This is a genomic window from Brevundimonas sp. A19_0, assembly GCF_017744255.1.
Classification (GTDB): Bacteria; Pseudomonadota; Alphaproteobacteria; order Caulobacterales; family Caulobacteraceae; genus Brevundimonas.
The window spans coordinates 155979-170145 of record NZ_JAGHQP010000001.1 but is presented as its reverse complement, the minus strand read 5'-3'; the positions used below and the strand labels follow the sequence as shown (position 1 = coordinate 170145).

Annotated in this window: 14 protein-coding genes; 8 read left to right on the top strand and 6 right to left on the bottom strand. The window is 69.6% G+C overall.

Annotated elements, in window-relative coordinates; genetic code table 11:
- The first annotated feature begins 3 nt into the window (after positions 1 to 3).
- Positions 4 to 1695 (top strand): alkaline phosphatase D family protein, encoded by a 1692-nt coding sequence (locus J7346_RS00860; RefSeq protein ID WP_209116815.1) that lies wholly within the window; start codon positions 4 to 6, stop codon positions 1693 to 1695.
- Positions 1696 to 1702: 7 nt separating this feature from the next.
- Here the strand turns inward: J7346_RS00860 and J7346_RS00855 are convergent, their stop codons facing one another.
- The gene (locus tag J7346_RS00855) at positions 1703 to 1948 is read right to left on the bottom strand and encodes a hypothetical protein (RefSeq protein WP_209116813.1); all 246 of its coding nucleotides are present in this window, start codon (positions 1946 to 1948) and stop codon (positions 1703 to 1705) included.
- A 105-nt stretch (positions 1949 to 2053) separates the two neighbouring features.
- Here J7346_RS00855 and J7346_RS00850 point away from each other — a divergent pair, with 105 nt between their 5' ends.
- The 4 genes from J7346_RS00850 (at position 2054) to J7346_RS00835 (ending at position 5925) form a co-directional block, all read left to right on the top strand.
- A complete protein-coding gene (locus tag J7346_RS00850; protein ID WP_209116811.1) occupies positions 2054 to 3043 on the top strand; it encodes a WYL domain-containing protein in 990 nt (329 codons plus the stop codon).
- A gap of 66 nt (positions 3044 to 3109) precedes the next feature.
- Entirely contained in the window at positions 3110 to 4546 is a 1437-nt protein-coding gene (locus J7346_RS00845) for a hypothetical protein (protein WP_209116809.1), read from the top strand.
- 154 nt (positions 4547 to 4700) lie between these two features.
- Positions 4701 to 5246, top strand: a complete 546-nt coding sequence (locus J7346_RS00840; RefSeq protein WP_209116808.1) for a hypothetical protein — start codon at positions 4701 to 4703, stop codon at positions 5244 to 5246.
- Positions 5247 to 5343: 97 nt separating this feature from the next.
- Positions 5344 to 5925, top strand: a complete 582-nt coding sequence (locus J7346_RS00835) for a hypothetical protein (RefSeq protein WP_209116806.1) — start codon at positions 5344 to 5346, stop codon at positions 5923 to 5925.
- An 18-nt stretch (positions 5926 to 5943) separates the two neighbouring features.
- Here the strand turns inward: J7346_RS00835 and J7346_RS00830 are convergent, their stop codons facing one another.
- Positions 5944 to 6594: a YoaK family protein gene (locus J7346_RS00830; protein WP_209116804.1), complete on the bottom strand. Its 651-nt coding sequence runs from the start codon at positions 6592 to 6594 to the stop codon at positions 5944 to 5946.
- Between the two features lie 4 nt (positions 6595 to 6598).
- On the bottom strand, positions 6599 to 8023 hold the full coding sequence (locus J7346_RS00825) for a helix-turn-helix transcriptional regulator (protein WP_209116802.1): 1425 nt from the start codon (positions 8021 to 8023) through the stop codon (positions 6599 to 6601).
- Between the two features lie 158 nt (positions 8024 to 8181).
- Between J7346_RS00825 and aceA the strand changes: the two genes are divergently transcribed.
- Positions 8182 to 9462 (top strand): isocitrate lyase, encoded by a 1281-nt coding sequence (gene aceA / locus J7346_RS00820; RefSeq protein WP_209116800.1) that lies wholly within the window; start codon positions 8182 to 8184, stop codon positions 9460 to 9462.
- Between the two features lie 14 nt (positions 9463 to 9476).
- Positions 9477 to 9686: a hypothetical protein gene (locus tag J7346_RS00815; RefSeq protein WP_209116798.1), complete on the top strand. Its 210-nt coding sequence runs from the start codon at positions 9477 to 9479 to the stop codon at positions 9684 to 9686.
- Positions 9687 to 9723: 37 nt separating this feature from the next.
- On the opposite strand, the gene J7346_RS00810 is transcribed toward J7346_RS00815, so the two are convergent.
- Positions 9724 to 10416 carry a murein L,D-transpeptidase catalytic domain-containing protein gene (locus J7346_RS00810; RefSeq protein WP_209116796.1) on the bottom strand — a complete coding sequence of 231 codons (693 nt, stop codon included), beginning with the start codon at positions 10414 to 10416 and terminating at the stop codon, positions 9724 to 9726.
- Between the two features lie 126 nt (positions 10417 to 10542).
- Between J7346_RS00810 and J7346_RS00805 the strand changes: the two genes are divergently transcribed.
- The gene (locus J7346_RS00805; protein WP_209116793.1) at positions 10543 to 11868 is read left to right on the top strand and encodes an amidohydrolase family protein; all 1326 of its coding nucleotides are present in this window, start codon (positions 10543 to 10545) and stop codon (positions 11866 to 11868) included.
- 3 nt (positions 11869 to 11871) lie between these two features.
- Here the strand turns inward: J7346_RS00805 and lpxK are convergent, their stop codons facing one another.
- Entirely contained in the window at positions 11872 to 12882 is a 1011-nt protein-coding gene (gene lpxK, locus J7346_RS00800; RefSeq protein WP_209116792.1) for a tetraacyldisaccharide 4'-kinase, read from the bottom strand.
- Positions 12879 to 14156: a 3-deoxy-D-manno-octulosonic acid transferase gene (locus tag J7346_RS00795; protein ID WP_209117317.1), complete on the bottom strand. Its 1278-nt coding sequence runs from the start codon at positions 14154 to 14156 to the stop codon at positions 12879 to 12881. The genes lpxK and J7346_RS00795 overlap by 4 nt, the downstream gene beginning before the upstream one ends.
- Positions 14157 to 14167 lie beyond the last annotated feature (11 nt).

Sequence of the window (14167 nt, the reverse complement as noted above, 5' to 3'; positions counted from 1 at the left end):
GCCATGAAGATCGACCGCCGCAGCCTTCTGGGCCTGTTCGGGGCGGGGACGGCGTCCTGCGCCACGACCCCCGACCTTGTGTCCGCTGCGGCGGTCGATGTGCGCTTCGACCATGGCGTGGCCAGCGGGGACCCGGCCCCCGACTCGGTCGTGCTGTGGACGCGCGTGACGCCGCCCGCCGGTTTCGACGCCAGCCTGCCGGTGGCCGTGGCGATCGGCGCCTCGCCCGACCTCTCCGATGCCACGATCCGCACCCTGATGACCGGGCCCGACAGGGACTACACCGTCAAACTCGTGGCCGGGGACCTCCAGCCGGGACGCGACTACTGGTTCCAGTTCCGGGTGGGCGAGGCGACCTCCCCCCTCGGGCGGACGCGCACCCTGCCGGTCGGGGCCACCGCGCGGCTCGATCTGGCGGTGGTCTCCTGCCAGCTTCACCCCGGTGGTCTGTTCAACGCCTATGACGCCATTGCGGGCCTCGAGGCGCTGGACGCCGTCGTCCACCTCGGCGACTACATCTACGAATACGGCGCCGGGGATGGCGCCTACGGCATGGCCACCGGTCGCCGGCTGGGCCGCATTCCCGAGCCGCCCCACGAGATCGTCACCCTGGCGGACTACCGTCTGCGCCATGCCCAGTACAAGTCGGACCCCGACCTTCAGGCCGCGCACGCCCGCGCGCCCTTCATCTGCGTCTGGGACGACCACGAGGTCGCCAACGACACCTGGATGCACGGGGCCGAGAACCATCAGCCCGCGACCGAGGGCGACTTCGATGCGCGCAAGGCGGCAGCGCTGCGCGCCTACTACGAATGGATGCCCATCCGCGAGGCCGCGCCCGGCACCCTGCCCGAAGCCATCAACCGCACCTTCGACTTCGGCGATCTCGCCAGCCTGATGATGGTCGAGACCCGTCTGATGGCGCGCACCCCGCCGCTCAGCCACGGCGATCTCGAATTCGTGCCCGGTCCCGACGGCACGCCCGTCCCGGACCTTGAGGCCTTCATGGCCCGGCGCAACGATCCGTCCCGCGAACTGCTGGGCGCGGGCCAGCGCGCCTGGCTCAGGCAGGAACTGACCCGCTCGCGGAGCGAGGGCCGCCCCTGGCAGATTCTCGGCAATCAGGTGGTGATGGCCCGGGTGCGGGGCCCCGACGTCTCGACCCTGATGCCGCCCGCCCAGCTCGAGGCCGTACTGGCCGGGCTGGAGCCCGAGATCCGGGCCCGGGTCGAGGGCCTGATCGCCCTGTTCAAGCTGGATGTGCCCTTCAACCTCGACGCCTGGGACGGTTTCCCCGCCGCACGGGAGCGCCTGTATGCCCTGTTCCGCGAGGCCGGTGTCCAGCCGATCGTGCTGGCGGGCGACAGCCATGCCTTCTGGGTGAACGAGCTGCATGACGAGGCCGGCCAGCGCCGCGCGGTCGAGTTCGGCACCAGCGCCGTGTCCAGCCCGTCCCCGGCCGATGCGCTGGGCGGCATTCCGCTGGGCCTGGCCCTGTCGATGGTCAATGAAGAGGTGCGCTTCTGCGATCAGGCGTCAAAGGGCTTCGTCCTGATGACGCTGACGCCCGACCACGCCGAGGTGGCCCTGATGGGCGTATCGACGATCTTCGCCAAACCGTACGACCTGAAGCCAGTCAAGCGCTACCACCTCCCGCGCGAGACGGGCGGCCTCGGCGCGCTGACCGAAGTCTGACGGGCGATCAGGCGGCCAGCGCCGGAATCCAGTCGTGCTGGTCGCTGATGCCCGGGGTCCAGTGGGCCTCGTCCCACAGCTGGTCCTCGACCGTATAGCCGGCGCTGGCCGACAGGCTGATCACATCGACGACCTGCTCTTCCTGACGGTCCCAGATCACCGCCAGATCGCTGCACCCGTCCGCGTCGCACGGAACGGTCAGATAGCGGTCGGTCAGGCGGGTGGGGCGGGCGGCGGGGGCGGACTGGAACATGGGTCTGATCCTCGTTGGCGGGGGCCGGATCGGTCCGGCGCTTGATGACAAGGATAGATTGGCGCACACATACGTCAGAAACGGTCGTATCAATCCGGAGCCCCCATGCGCCACGACAAGGCCGCGATGATTCTGGACCTGGCGCGTCGCATGGCCGCCAGCTCCGAAGGCCTGTCGCTGGACGAGATGGCGCGGGATCTGGCCGTCAGTCGCCGCACGGCCGAGCGCATGCGCGACGCTGTCCTGATGACCTTCCCGGCCGCCGAGGAGGTGTCCGACCCGCCGCACAAGCGCTGGCGCATCCGCGGCGGCCTGTCCGCCTTCGAACAGGCCCCCACCGCCGGCGAACTGGTCGAGCTGGCCAAGGCGGCCTCGGCCCTCCGGTTATCGGGCGAACCGTCGCGGGCCTCGGCGCTGGAATCGCTGGAGCGCAAGCTCAAGTCGGCCATGCGCTCGACCACCCTCAACCGTCTGGCCCCGGATCTCGAAGCCCTCGTCCGGGCCGAGACCATCGCCGTTCAGGCCGGCCCCCGCCCCACGGCGGACGAGGCCGAGCTGACCCCCATCCGCCACGCCGTGCTGGCCGAGCGTCCGCTGGGCTTTGTCTACAGCCGCCCCGGCGCCCCTTCGCGGCGGCGCATCGTCACTCCCTGCGGCCTGATGTTCGGCCGGGCCAACTATCTGGTCGCCGCCGACCGCGAGAGCGGCCGCATCCAGACCTTCCGCCTTGACCGGATGAGCGCCATCACGGTCGAGGAGGGCACAGCCCGCCCGCCCGAAGGCTTCGACCTCCAGGCCTTCGCCTCGCGCTCGTTCGGCATCTATCAGGACGAGGTCGAGCAGGTGGAGCTGCGGGTCCTGCCCGAGGGCGCGGACGAGGCCCGGGCCTGGCGCTGGCACCCCACCCAGACGCTCGAGGACCTGCCCGACGGATCGGTCCGCGTGCGCTTCACCGCCTCCGGCATGCGCGAGCTGGCCTGGCACCTGTTCACCTGGGGCCATCAGGTCCGCATCCTCGCCCCCGACCGCCTCAGGACCGCCATGGCCGAGGCGCTGGAGGCCGCCCAACAGGCCCTTGATCCGTCCCAAGCCTGACCAAAGCGTAAGGTGACGCTTGATCGCTGCCCGCTAGGGTGTCGCCCACCATCGAGAGGGACCTTCATGCGCACGCTGTCTGCCGCAACGGCTCTGGCCGCCTTCCTGACGCTGGGCGCCTGCGCGCCGACCTCGCCGCTGGCCCCGACCGCGCTCGCCGAGGCCGATATCCCCGGTGCCGATGTGTCCGTCACGCGCGACGGCCAGCAATGGACGGTCGACTACACCTTCAGCGAGGACGCCCCCGTCTGGGCCTTCATCCGCTCGTCGCTGCTGATGGAGTCGCGCCAGCCCTGGCGCCCGGCTGACTGGACCGTCGTCACCCCCGGCGTGGTGCTGGAGCGCGTCGGCCACCTCGACGTTCTGCGCAGCGTCGACGGCGGTCCCGTGCCCCGTCAGGTCCGGCTGCAACTGGCCCCCCGCAATCACAACCTCGAGGCCGACTATCCGGTGCTGGCCTTTACCGACGGCTCGGTCGCCCTGTTCTCCGGGGCCTTCGATGTCTTCGCCCTGCCGTCGCTGGAGGTCGCCCGCGACCTGCCCGAGGACCTGAACGGTCAGGACATCGCCATCCGCAACGCCCGCATCACCTGGCGGGATCGCAGCGCCCCGGTGCTGGTGCAGGGCGAGCGCCGGCGCGAGGCCGTCACCGAGGACGGCACCCTCTACGTCCTGTTCGGCCAGACCCGCATGAAGGAGGCCGAGCGGATCGTCACCGTCGCCGATCCTGAACTGCCCACCTGGATCAGCGCCGCGATCGAATCCTGGGCGCCCGGCGTCGCCGACTACTATGCCCGTCGCCTCGGCTCCGGCCAGACCGACCGCCCGACCATCATGGCCAGCTGGGGCGGCCCGACGCCGGGCATTCAGAGCATGGGCGGCAGCGTCCTGCCCGGCCTGATCGTCATGAGCTTCGAGGGCATCGGCAATGTCGAGGCCTCGCCCCGGTCCCAGGCCCAGATCCGCTGGTTCATCGGCCATGAGAGCGCCCACTTCTGGCTCGGCCAGACCGTCCGCTACGAGCGCTCCCGCGACTCCTGGATCACCGAGGGCGGGGCCGATCTGATGGCCGTGCGTGCCACAAAGGCGCTCGACCCCTCCTACGACGCGCTGGGCATGCTGCAGCAAGAGGTCGACGACTGCGCCGTCCTCGCCGTCCGCCCGATCGAGGGCGCGGCTGCCCTGGGTGATCACCGCGCCTTCTACGCCTGCGGCGCTGTCTTCGCCCTCGTGGCTGAACGCGCCCAGCAGCGCGCCACCGGCGGTGACTGGTTCGACTATCTCCGGCCCCTGATCGACGCCAACCGCGAGGATGGCGTCCTGACGCGCGCCGAATGGCTGGACCACCTCGACGCCGTCTCGGGTGACCCGACGCTGCGTGCCCGTATCGAGACCTTCCTCGACACCGGCACCCCGGACCCCGTCACCGCCCTCGCCGACCTCTTCCACGCCGCCGGCATCCCGCATCGGGTGGAAGAGGGCAGGGTGGTTCTGACGGAGTGAGAGCGTGGAGGGTTGATCTGTCGTCGGGGCAGTGCAGGATCAGGCACGCTTAAGCTGGCAGGCTCGGATGTTACGTTGATTGGGGCCCGGCTATGAGCATTTCACCCAGCCACGAAAATGTAGCCGGGGCTTGGGCCAAGGTGAGGAGGCGGGAATGATGAGGGGGATCCACGCGGTTTTGGCCGCCGCGACCAGCAGGTGCCCTCTGAAGTATCTGATCTGCCTCCCGCTCCTCGCCGTAACGTCCTGTGGCTTGGCGGACGAGAATGCGGCGACGCGTCAAAGCAAGGGGCCAGACGTTTTCAGCGGGCACTTTCTCGAGGATCAGAGCGGGATCGTCGCGGAAGTTTCGTCCAGCAAACAGTACCGCGATGGACAGATATACTCAGAGTTCGCGCGACCCGCAGGTGCCGGGGGCTATGAACGCCATGGCGTCGTCTACGATGTCATTGGGTCGGTCGTCAGGGTCGATTGCCGTGCACAGCGGTGGGAAATCGTCGCCCATCGATATTACCGCTCCGACGACGGGCGCCGGATCGAAGTCCCTGGAATCGGTATCGTGAATTCGAGTGAGGACTTCGGCTGGGACAAGATCCGGTTTCTCTGCGAGCCAGCCACGGAAAAGGAAGATACCTTTTTCTCGGTCGAGGAGTTTGTTCTGGCTGCGGCCTCGCTGGAAAGAGACAGGTCGGCACCCTAGGGAACCGCGCATCAAGCTTTGCCGCGCATGCAAGACACGATCGTCAAAGCCACACCCCCGACCGATTCTGACGCACCCGCGTGCCAGCCTTCCTGCCATGACACAGGCTGCTCCCTCTCCCTCCGCCCCCGACGACGTCTGGAGCGTCGCCCGCGAGGCCTATCTGGCGGGGTCGACCGCCGCCATGGTCTGTCGCGAGCTGGCGCTGCCGCCCTCGACCTTCTGGCAGCGCGCTGCGCGGGAGGGCTGGCTGCGCCGCGATCATCCCCGCCGCGCCGACCCCCTGCCGCCGCCCGCGCCGGTCGATCTGGATCAGCCCGTCGACGATCTGTGGACCGCGCTCGACAAGGTCTGGCACCGTATCTGCGCCGCGCTGGATGCGGGCGATGCGGCGGGCGCCGCGCGCTGGACGCGGGTCCATGCCCAGTTGAAGGCCACGGCCGTCGCCGAGGGCCGGGCGGAGGCTGCCGACCGGAGGCGCGCGGCCCATGAGCAGAGCCTCGACGCCCTGTGCTCCAGTCAGGCGGTCATGCGCGCGGCCGAGGCCCAGCTGGCCGCCGTGCGCGCCGCCCGTGCCGCTCCGGATATGGAGAAAGTGGAGTCTGTTTTGCCGGACTCTGACTCCCGTCCGCTGAACCGCGCCGAACGCCGACGTTTGCGGAAACGGGGAGGCCCCTGACACTTGGCAACCTGACACTCAAACGCTGTCGGATCGCTTTTTGAAACCGGCTGCAGACACCCCCGTCAGCGCCAGCATGGCCAGCACCGGGGCGATCAGGGCATTGGCGCCGAACTGCGCAAAGCCGGCCGCCCCCAGCACCGATCCGGCCAGAAGGCCCAGCCAGAGCAACAGATAGGGCACCCACCCGAGGCGCTCGCCGCCCCACAGCGCCACGGTGATCCGCTTGCCCAGCTTCACCAGTGTCCCGGTCATATAGGTCAGTCCGACGCGCACCTCTCCGTCCTCGGCAAAGACGGTGTTCTGCGCGCCCATGGCCAGCGCCAGCGGGATCGCCGCGAGGATGCCCAGCCCCAGCCAATGCAGGACAAGCGCCAGCGTCAAAAGCGCCGTCACCAGAGCGAGGGTGGCCGGTTCCTTGTGCGCCCGGGCCAGCCGTCCGACGCTGGCGCCCACGATCACGCCCAGGACAAAGGTCAGGATCAGTCCCCCGGCGACCATGGCGGTCCGGCTTCCTTCCTCGAGCCCGACGCCCAGCCGGGTCGAGTTTCCGCTCATGAACGACACGAAGAACCCGCCGGTGATCAGAAAGCCGATCACATCGACGAACCCGGCCACGGCGGAAAAACAGCCGGCCATGATCCGTGTACGCGGGTCGAGCTGGATCATGGGTTCACCCCGCCTCGAACGGATAGGGGCTGACCGACTTGGCCCAGTCATCGACCGCCAGCGCCCGGTCCAGCGGGGGGGCCGCCCGTTCGGCACAGGGGTGGCGCAGGCACAGCCGGCAGGCCGGGCCGATCGGCGTGACCTCGGGCGCGGTCAGGTCCAGTCCCCGGGCATAGGTCAGCCGGTGCGCATGCTTCAGCTCGCACCCCAGACCGATGGCCAGGTCCTGTCCTTCGGTGAAGGCATCATGCCCCTGCCGGTCGACCGTGCGCGCCAGGGTGAACCAGCGCCCGCCCTCCGGCGTCTCGATGATCTGGGTGACGATCCGGCCCGGGGTGCGAAAGGCCGAATGCAGCCGCCAGCGGGGGCAGGCTCCACCGAACCGCGAGAACGGAAAGGCGCCGGAAGCATAGCGTTTCGAGATATTGCCCGCCTGGTCGACCCGCATCAGGAAGAAGGGCACCCCCCGCGCCGTGGGCCGCGACAGGGTGGTCAGCCGGTGCGCCGCCTGTTCGAACGACACGCCGAACCGCGCCGTCAGCCGCCCGAGGTCATAGCCGGTCTCCTCGGCCGTCGTCTGGAACGGGCCGTAGGGCATCAGGGTCGCGGCCGCGAGTGTATTGGTCAGCGACACCTTCAGCAGCCGCCGGGTGGCCTCGTCCGGGGGGCGGGCCGCCTCGGTCATCGCTTCCAGCTCGGCCCCGTGCTCACTCAGCGCCAGCTGATAGGCGACGGCAAAGGCGCGCGACGACGGCCCCAGCGTCTCCGACAGCAGCAGCCGCCGCCGGTGCGGATCGAACCGGCGGGTCCACTCCACCATCACCTCGGTCGGCATGACCCGGACGGTCAGGTGATGCCGGGCCGCCAGCCGGGCGCGCGCCGCCGCCTCAAAGCTGTCGCGCACCCCGCCCGCCGGGTCGAACAGGGCGGCATGAAGCGCCTCGCCCAGCGTATCCAGCTCGGCGAAATGGTTGTTGCGCGACTGCACATGGTCGCGCACCCAGTCGGACGGCGTGCCCGTCTCGATGCCGCCGTGCTCGGCCTCGATCCGCGCGCGACCGCGCTGCTCGGCCAGCGACCGGTAAAGGCGGATCAGCGCCTCGGCCGCCCCCGGCAGGTCCTCGCCCAGCTGCAACATCTCGTGGCGCGGCACACTGATGCCGGCGAACAGGGGGTCGGCGAACACCTCGGCCAGCTCGGCCTCACCCACGCCGCCTTGGTTCAGCGCCCGCAGATCGACGTCATAGGTCTCCGCCAGCCGCAGCAGCAGCTGCGCCGTCACGGGTCTCTGGTTGCGCTCTATGTGATTGAGATAGCTGGGCGAAACGCCCAGATCGGCGGCCATGGCCGTCTGCGTCAGGTCCAGCTCGCGCCGCAACCGCTTGAGGCGCCCCCCCAGAAACAGCTTGCGATCACAGGACTCGGCCATCCCTGTAGTCTGTCACAGTGTGACCGAAGAGCAAGTGTCATGATGTGACAAACTGTCTGGAATGCGACGGGCCAGCGTGTATCAATCGTGACCGTCGCGTGTTTCCTTCCTCGCAACCGGTGGCGACCGCCGCCTGCATCCGAGACGAGGGAATACCCATGACCACTTTCGCTGACCTGGTGCCGTCGCCCAAGGGCCGCTTCGACGGGATCGAGCGTCCCTATACGCCCGAGGATGTCCTGCGCCTGCGCGGCTCGGTGCCGATCACCCACACCCTGGCCGAGCGAGGCGCCAACCGCCTGTGGGAGCTGCTGCACACCGAGGCCTACATCAATGCGCTGGGCGCCGTGACCGGCAACCAGGCCATGCAGATGGTCCGCGCGGGCCTCAAGGCCATCTACCTGTCCGGCTGGCAGGTCGCCGCCGACGCCAACACCGCCGGCGCCATGTACCCGGACCAGTCGCTCTATCCCGCCAATGCTGCGCCGGAACTGTGCCGCCGCATCAATCGCACCCTGCAGCGCGCCGATCAGATCGAGCATGCCGAGGGTGGGGCCAAGCGCGACTGGTTCGCCCCGATCGTCGCCGACGCCGAGGCCGGCTTCGGCGGGCCGCTCAACAGCTTCGAGATCATGAAGGCCTTCATCGAGGCCGGCGCCGCCGGCGTCCACTTCGAGGACCAGCTGGCCAGTGAGAAGAAGTGCGGCCACCTGGGCGGCAAGGTGCTGATCCCGACCCAGGCGCACGAGCGCAATCTGGTCGCCGCCCGCCTGGCCGCCGATGTCATGGGCACGCCCACGATCACGGTCGCCCGCACCGACGCCGAGTCGGCCCAGCTGATCACCTCGGATGTGGACGAACGCGACCACCCCTTCATCAATCGCGAGGATCGCACGCCCGAGGGTTTCTTCCGCCTCAAGCCCGGCACCGGCCTCGACCACTGCATCGCGCGCGGCCTCAACTACGCGAAATACGCCGACCTCCTGTGGTGGGAGACCTCCCACCCCGACCTCGACGATGCGCGCAAGTTCGCCGAGGCCATCCAGAAGGCGCACCCCGGCAAGCTGATGGCCTACAACTGCTCGCCCTCCTTCAACTGGGAGGCCAAGCTGGACAAGGACACCATTGCCAAGTTCCAGCGCGAGCTGGGCGCCATGGGCTACAAGTTCCAGTTCGTCACCCTGGCCGGCTTCCACAGCCTCAACAACGGCATGTTCGAGCTGGCCTCGGGCTACCGCGACCGCGGCATGGCGGCCTATTCCGAGCTGCAGCAGCGCGAATTCGCCAACGAGGCCTCCGGCTACACCGCCACCCGTCACCAGCGCGAGGTCGGCACCGGCTATTTCGACCAGGTCGCCACCGTCATCTCGAACGGCCAGTCCTCGACCACGGCGCTCAAGGACTCGACCGAAACCGCCCAGTTCGTCGCCGCCGAATAAGGAAGGACCCCACCATGGAACCGATCAAATCCACCGACGGCATCATCGACTTCTGCCTCGCCCCGCTCAGCCTCGACACGGGCTCCGAGGCCGAACGCGAGGTCCGCCGCCGCATGACCCACGTCATCCGCACGCTTCAGGCAAAGCTGGCGGCCCCCGTGGCCGTCGACTTCTCCAACATGCCCTCGCAGGTCATCAACGAAGCCGCCCACGGCTACGAGTAAGGAAACCCTCCCCCGCGAAGGACGGGGGAGGATCTTTTTAGCTGAAGGCGAACAGCAGCCGCCCTTCGCCCATGCGCTCGCGCAGGGCCGGCAGGTCGGCGTGCGCCACCGAGAAGCAGCCATACGACCGGCCCAGCTTGCCCTCACGCTCCAGGAAGTCCGGGTCGGCATAGTCGGCGCCGTGCACGATGATCGCCCGCTCGCGCGCCTTGTCGTTCGAATATTCCAGGCCGTCCAGCAGGACATTCGGACCCTGCTGCGGGCCCGAGCTGGCGCCCGCGGTCACATAGGATCCGACCGACGACATATGGCTGTCCGGCGTATTGGAGAACGCGCGCGGCACACCGGTGTGCTCGGGGTCGGAACCACGGCCGTGGCTGGTGCGCATGGCGGTCACCGTGCCGGCCAGCAGATCGACCTCATAGAGGCGCGGCAGCGACGAATGCACCTTGAAGTCGACCAGATACATGCGGTCGCGCTGCGGGATCTTGCGGTGGTGGATGTCCAGCGCCGCCATGGCGCGGTCCATGACTTCCTTGCGCACCATGCCCGACGGGTCCAGCGGTGCGGGGTCCACTTGCACCAGGCTGGCGGTGTCGATCACCGGCGCGGGGGCCGGGGTCGGCATGACCAGCGGGGTGGCCAGGTCGGCGGTCTGGCTGACGGCGGAAGAACATCCGGCCATCAGGGCCGAGCCGCCCAGGATCAGTCCTCGTCTCGATATCCGCATATGACGCCCTGTTTGCGGTTCAACGATGATGTCCGGTTGTTTCAAATCCATACGGCCATAGCAACCTGAGCCTTGGCGAAACCTGACAGGAGCCTATGGTGCAAGTCGCATACCGGGGAGGGGACCATGCGCACATTCCTGATGGCTCTGGGGCTGTATCTGCTGTCGGCCCTGCCGGGCGCTGCCCAGCAAGCGACGACACCGGCTGATCTTTCGCCCGATGGGGGAACGACGTTCGTGCAGGTCGGCCGGGTGCTGGCCGATCCGGGAACCGGCAGAATTCTTACAGATAAAACTTTGGTGATTACGGACGGTCGCGTGGTCGAAATCCGCGACGGCTTCGTCGGTGAGGGCCAGCCGGGCCACATCATCGACCTCCGCGATGCCTTCGTCCTGCCCGGCCTGATCGACAGCCACGTCCACCTGACCAGCCAGCAGAGCCCGACCGGACGACTGGACGCCGTCACCCTGTCGACCTCCGACCGTGCCATGATCGGCGTCCGCCATGCCCGGCTGACGCTGATGGCCGGCTTCACCACGGTGGCGGATCTGGGCGGCCCGAACGAGGCGGTCTTTGCCCTGCGCGACGCCATCCGTCGCGGCGACGTGGCCGGGCCGCGCATTATCGCCGCCGGGTCGTCGGTCTCGGTCCACGGCGGCCACGGCGACGCCAATGGCTACCGCGACGACGTCCTGCACGTCCTGTCCTCGCCCAGCATCTGCTCAGGGCCAGACGATTGCATGCGGGCCGTCCGCGAACAGGTGCGCTCCGGTGCGGACATCATCAAGATCACGGCCACTGGCGGGGTCCTGTCCAACACCGCCGCCGGTCTGGGCCAGCAGTTCACGGATGAGGAGCTGGCCGCCATCGTCGAGGTCGCCCACCGCATGGGTCGTCAGGTCACCGCCCACGCCCACGGCGCCGACGGCATCAATGCCTTTCTCCGTGCCGGGGGCGACTCGATCGAGCACGGCACCTGGCTCGACGACGAGTCGATCCGCTTGATGCGCGACAGCGGCGCCTGGCTGGTGCCGACCCTGATGGCCGGGGACTATGTTGCCCGCATTGCCTCGGGGCCCGACAACTTCTTCACCCCGGCCCAGACGGAAAAGGCCCTGCAGGCCGGTCCGCTCATGCTTGACATGGCGGGTCGCGCCCATCGCGGCGGCGTCCGGATCGCGTTTGGCACCGACTCGGGTGTCTCGGCCCACGGCGACAATGCGCAGGAGTTCGCCCTGCTGGTCCGCGCCGGCCTGACCCCGCTGGAGGCCATCCAGACCGCCACCGTCAACGCCGCCGAACACCTCGGCATTGCCGATCAGGCCGGCCGCATCGCCCCCGGCATGCCCGCCGACCTGATCGCCGTGCGCGGCGACCCGCTGGCCGACGTCACTGTCCTCGAACACGTCACCTTCGTCATGAAGGGCGGGGTGGTGTACCGGTCGGAATAGGCCTCAGCCGCCGCAGGCCCGGGCCAGCAGGGCATCCAGCGCCGTCGCGTCCTCAAAGCGGGCGCGGACGGGCCAGGCGGTGACGCGGGCGCGCCAGTCGGGGGGCAGGCGTACCCAGTCCTTCTCTGTGGTCACCAGACCGGCGTCGAACACCGCCGCCCGCTCGGCCAGGGCCTGAAGCTCGCCTTCGGAATAGGCGGCGTGATCGGCGAAGGGGGCAAAGTCGACCAGGTCGCACCCGGCGGCCTTCAGCGACCGCTCGACCTTCCACGGCTTGGCAATCCCGGCAAAACCCATCTGCGGCCCGGCGGGGGGAGGCGCCGCGGGCTCAAGCCGCGCAAGCAGCACCGGCAGGTCGCCGAAGGTCGCCGCCAGCTCCGGATCGGGGACCTTAAGGTCGGCGGGCATCAGGATGACGACGGCATCGGCCCGCGCCAGCCCCGTCGCCAGCGGCTCGCGCATGGGGCCCGAGGGGAAGACTGCCCCGTCGCCGAAGGGCCATTCGTCGTCGCGGGTCTCGCCGTCGACGATGACCAGGCTGAGGGTCTTGGCCAGCGTCGGGTTCTGGTGGGCGTCGTCCAGCACCAGTGTCTCGGCCCCGCCCGCTACGGCCGCGTCGGCGCCGGCCGCCCGGTCGCGCGCGATCCAGGCGGGCGCGACCTGGGCCAGCATCAGAGGTTCGTCGCCGACATCCCCGGCTGTATGCAGGCCCGGGTCGACCTGAACGGGCCCTTCCAGCTTTCCGCCATAGCCGCGCGACAGGGCATGGGCCGCCACCCCCCGCGCCTTCAACCGCTCCAGAAGGGCCAGCGCCACCGGCGTCTTGCCCGAGCCGCCGACCGTCAGATTGCCGATCGAGATGACCGGCACCCCCGGGTCGTGCGGCACGGTGCGGGCCATCCGCCGCGCGGTCGCCGTGGCCCAGATCCACGAGACCGGCCTCAGCAACAGACGGGGCAGCACGCCGTATTTGCGGTCGCGGCGGTACCACCAGCGGGGCGTCGAGATATTCATCGGCGGCCTCCGGCAGGGGGCAGCAGCGGCGCCATCGCCTGCCACAGAACCTCCAGCCCGCCGTCGGCACTGGCCGCGGCCTGCTCGGCCTGCCGCCCGATCTGACGCGCCTGATCCGGGTCGGACAGCAGCGCCGCCACCCGCGGCGCCAGCTGCGACAGGTCCGTCAGCATCTCCAGTCCGCCGGCGTCGACCATCGAACCGGCGATGCTCCAATTGCTCATGTCCGGCCCGGTCAGGGTCGGTCGCGCCAGCCGCGCGGGCTCCAGCGGATTGTGCCCGCCCACCGGTCCCTGACCGATCAGCGGACCGAAGGCGCCGCCCAGCACCACCACCTCGGCCAGCCTCAGGAACAGCCCCATCTCGTTGAGGGTGTCGGCCAGATAGACCCGGGTGTCGGGGCCGGGCATCTCGCCCCGCGACCGCACCGCGACCGTCAGGGCCAGCGCCGCCATATCAGCCCGGATGGTGCCCGAGCGCTCGGGGTGGCGCGGCACGACGATCAGGAACGGCAGGGGATCGAGGGTCAGCAGCCTCTGCACGAGCGCGGCTTCCTCGCCGTCATGGGTGCTGGCCAGCACCACGACCGGCCGGTCGCCGATGGCCTGGCTGAGCCGGTCAAACGCCTTGCGGTCGAACGGCAGGGGCGCCCCCACCAGCTTCAGATTGACCCGCCCGTCGTCCCGGCCGCCCAGCACACGGATACGGCCGGCCGACGCCTCGTCCTGCGGCAGGATGCGGGCAAAGGCCTGGAACAGGGCGCGGGCCGCGGCGGGGCGCCGGGTCCAACCCTCGGCCGTATGGGCCGTGATCCGCGCGCTGGCCAGCATCAGGGGAACGCCCCGGTCCCGCGCCTCGAGGATCAGGTTCGGCCACAGCTCGCTCTCGACGAACAGGGCCAGCGAGGGCCGCCAGTAGTCCAGAAACCCGCTCACGGCCGCTGGCGTATCGACCGGCGCATACTGGTGGATCACGCCGTCGGGCAGGCGCTGGGCCATCATCCGGGCCGAGGTCAGGGTGCCGGTCGTCACCAGCACGCCCAGATCCGGGCGCCGTTCTCGCAACAGGGCGATGACCGGCAGCAGCGACAGGCTCTCGCCCACGCTGATCGCATGCATCCAGACCAGCGGCCCGTCGGGCCGTGCCACTCCGGCGTGCCCCAGCCGCTCGCCCAGCCGGGCCGGATCCTCCTTGCCCCTGCGCGCCCGCGCCTCCAGCACCCGGGGCGCCAGCGGCTGCAACAGCCGGGTCAGCAGGCGATAGGTGCCGAGCATCAGGCTCACGG

What these genes read in the sequence shown, in the direction of transcription:
- J7346_RS00835 (WP_209116806.1), top strand. Translation starts at nt 5,344, where the DNA reads ATGACACAGGCTGCTCCCTCTCCCTCCGCCCCCGACGACGTCTGGAGC.
- J7346_RS00830 (WP_209116804.1), bottom strand. Translation starts at nt 6,594, where the DNA reads ATGATCCAGCTCGACCCGCGTACACGGATCATGGCCGGCTGTTTTTCC.
- J7346_RS00840 (WP_209116808.1), top strand. Translation starts at nt 4,701, where the DNA reads ATGATGAGGGGGATCCACGCGGTTTTGGCCGCCGCGACCAGCAGGTGC.
- aceA (WP_209116800.1), top strand. Translation starts at nt 8,182, where the DNA reads ATGACCACTTTCGCTGACCTGGTGCCGTCGCCCAAGGGCCGCTTCGAC.
- J7346_RS00815 (WP_209116798.1), top strand. Translation starts at nt 9,477, where the DNA reads ATGGAACCGATCAAATCCACCGACGGCATCATCGACTTCTGCCTCGCC.
- J7346_RS00805 (WP_209116793.1), top strand. Translation starts at nt 10,543, where the DNA reads ATGCGCACATTCCTGATGGCTCTGGGGCTGTATCTGCTGTCGGCCCTG.
- J7346_RS00795 (WP_209117317.1), bottom strand. Translation starts at nt 14,156, where the DNA reads ATGCTCGGCACCTATCGCCTGCTGACCCGGCTGTTGCAGCCGCTGGCG.
- J7346_RS00825 (WP_209116802.1), bottom strand. Translation starts at nt 8,023, where the DNA reads ATGGCCGAGTCCTGTGATCGCAAGCTGTTTCTGGGGGGGCGCCTCAAG.
- J7346_RS00860 (WP_209116815.1), top strand. Translation starts at nt 4, where the DNA reads ATGAAGATCGACCGCCGCAGCCTTCTGGGCCTGTTCGGGGCGGGGACG.
- lpxK (WP_209116792.1), bottom strand. Translation starts at nt 12,882, where the DNA reads ATGAATATCTCGACGCCCCGCTGGTGGTACCGCCGCGACCGCAAATAC.
- J7346_RS00850 (WP_209116811.1), top strand. Translation starts at nt 2,054, where the DNA reads ATGCGCCACGACAAGGCCGCGATGATTCTGGACCTGGCGCGTCGCATG.
- J7346_RS00855 (WP_209116813.1), bottom strand. Translation starts at nt 1,948, where the DNA reads ATGTTCCAGTCCGCCCCCGCCGCCCGCCCCACCCGCCTGACCGACCGC.
- J7346_RS00845 (WP_209116809.1), top strand. Translation starts at nt 3,110, where the DNA reads ATGCGCACGCTGTCTGCCGCAACGGCTCTGGCCGCCTTCCTGACGCTG.
- J7346_RS00810 (WP_209116796.1), bottom strand. Translation starts at nt 10,416, where the DNA reads ATGCGGATATCGAGACGAGGACTGATCCTGGGCGGCTCGGCCCTGATG.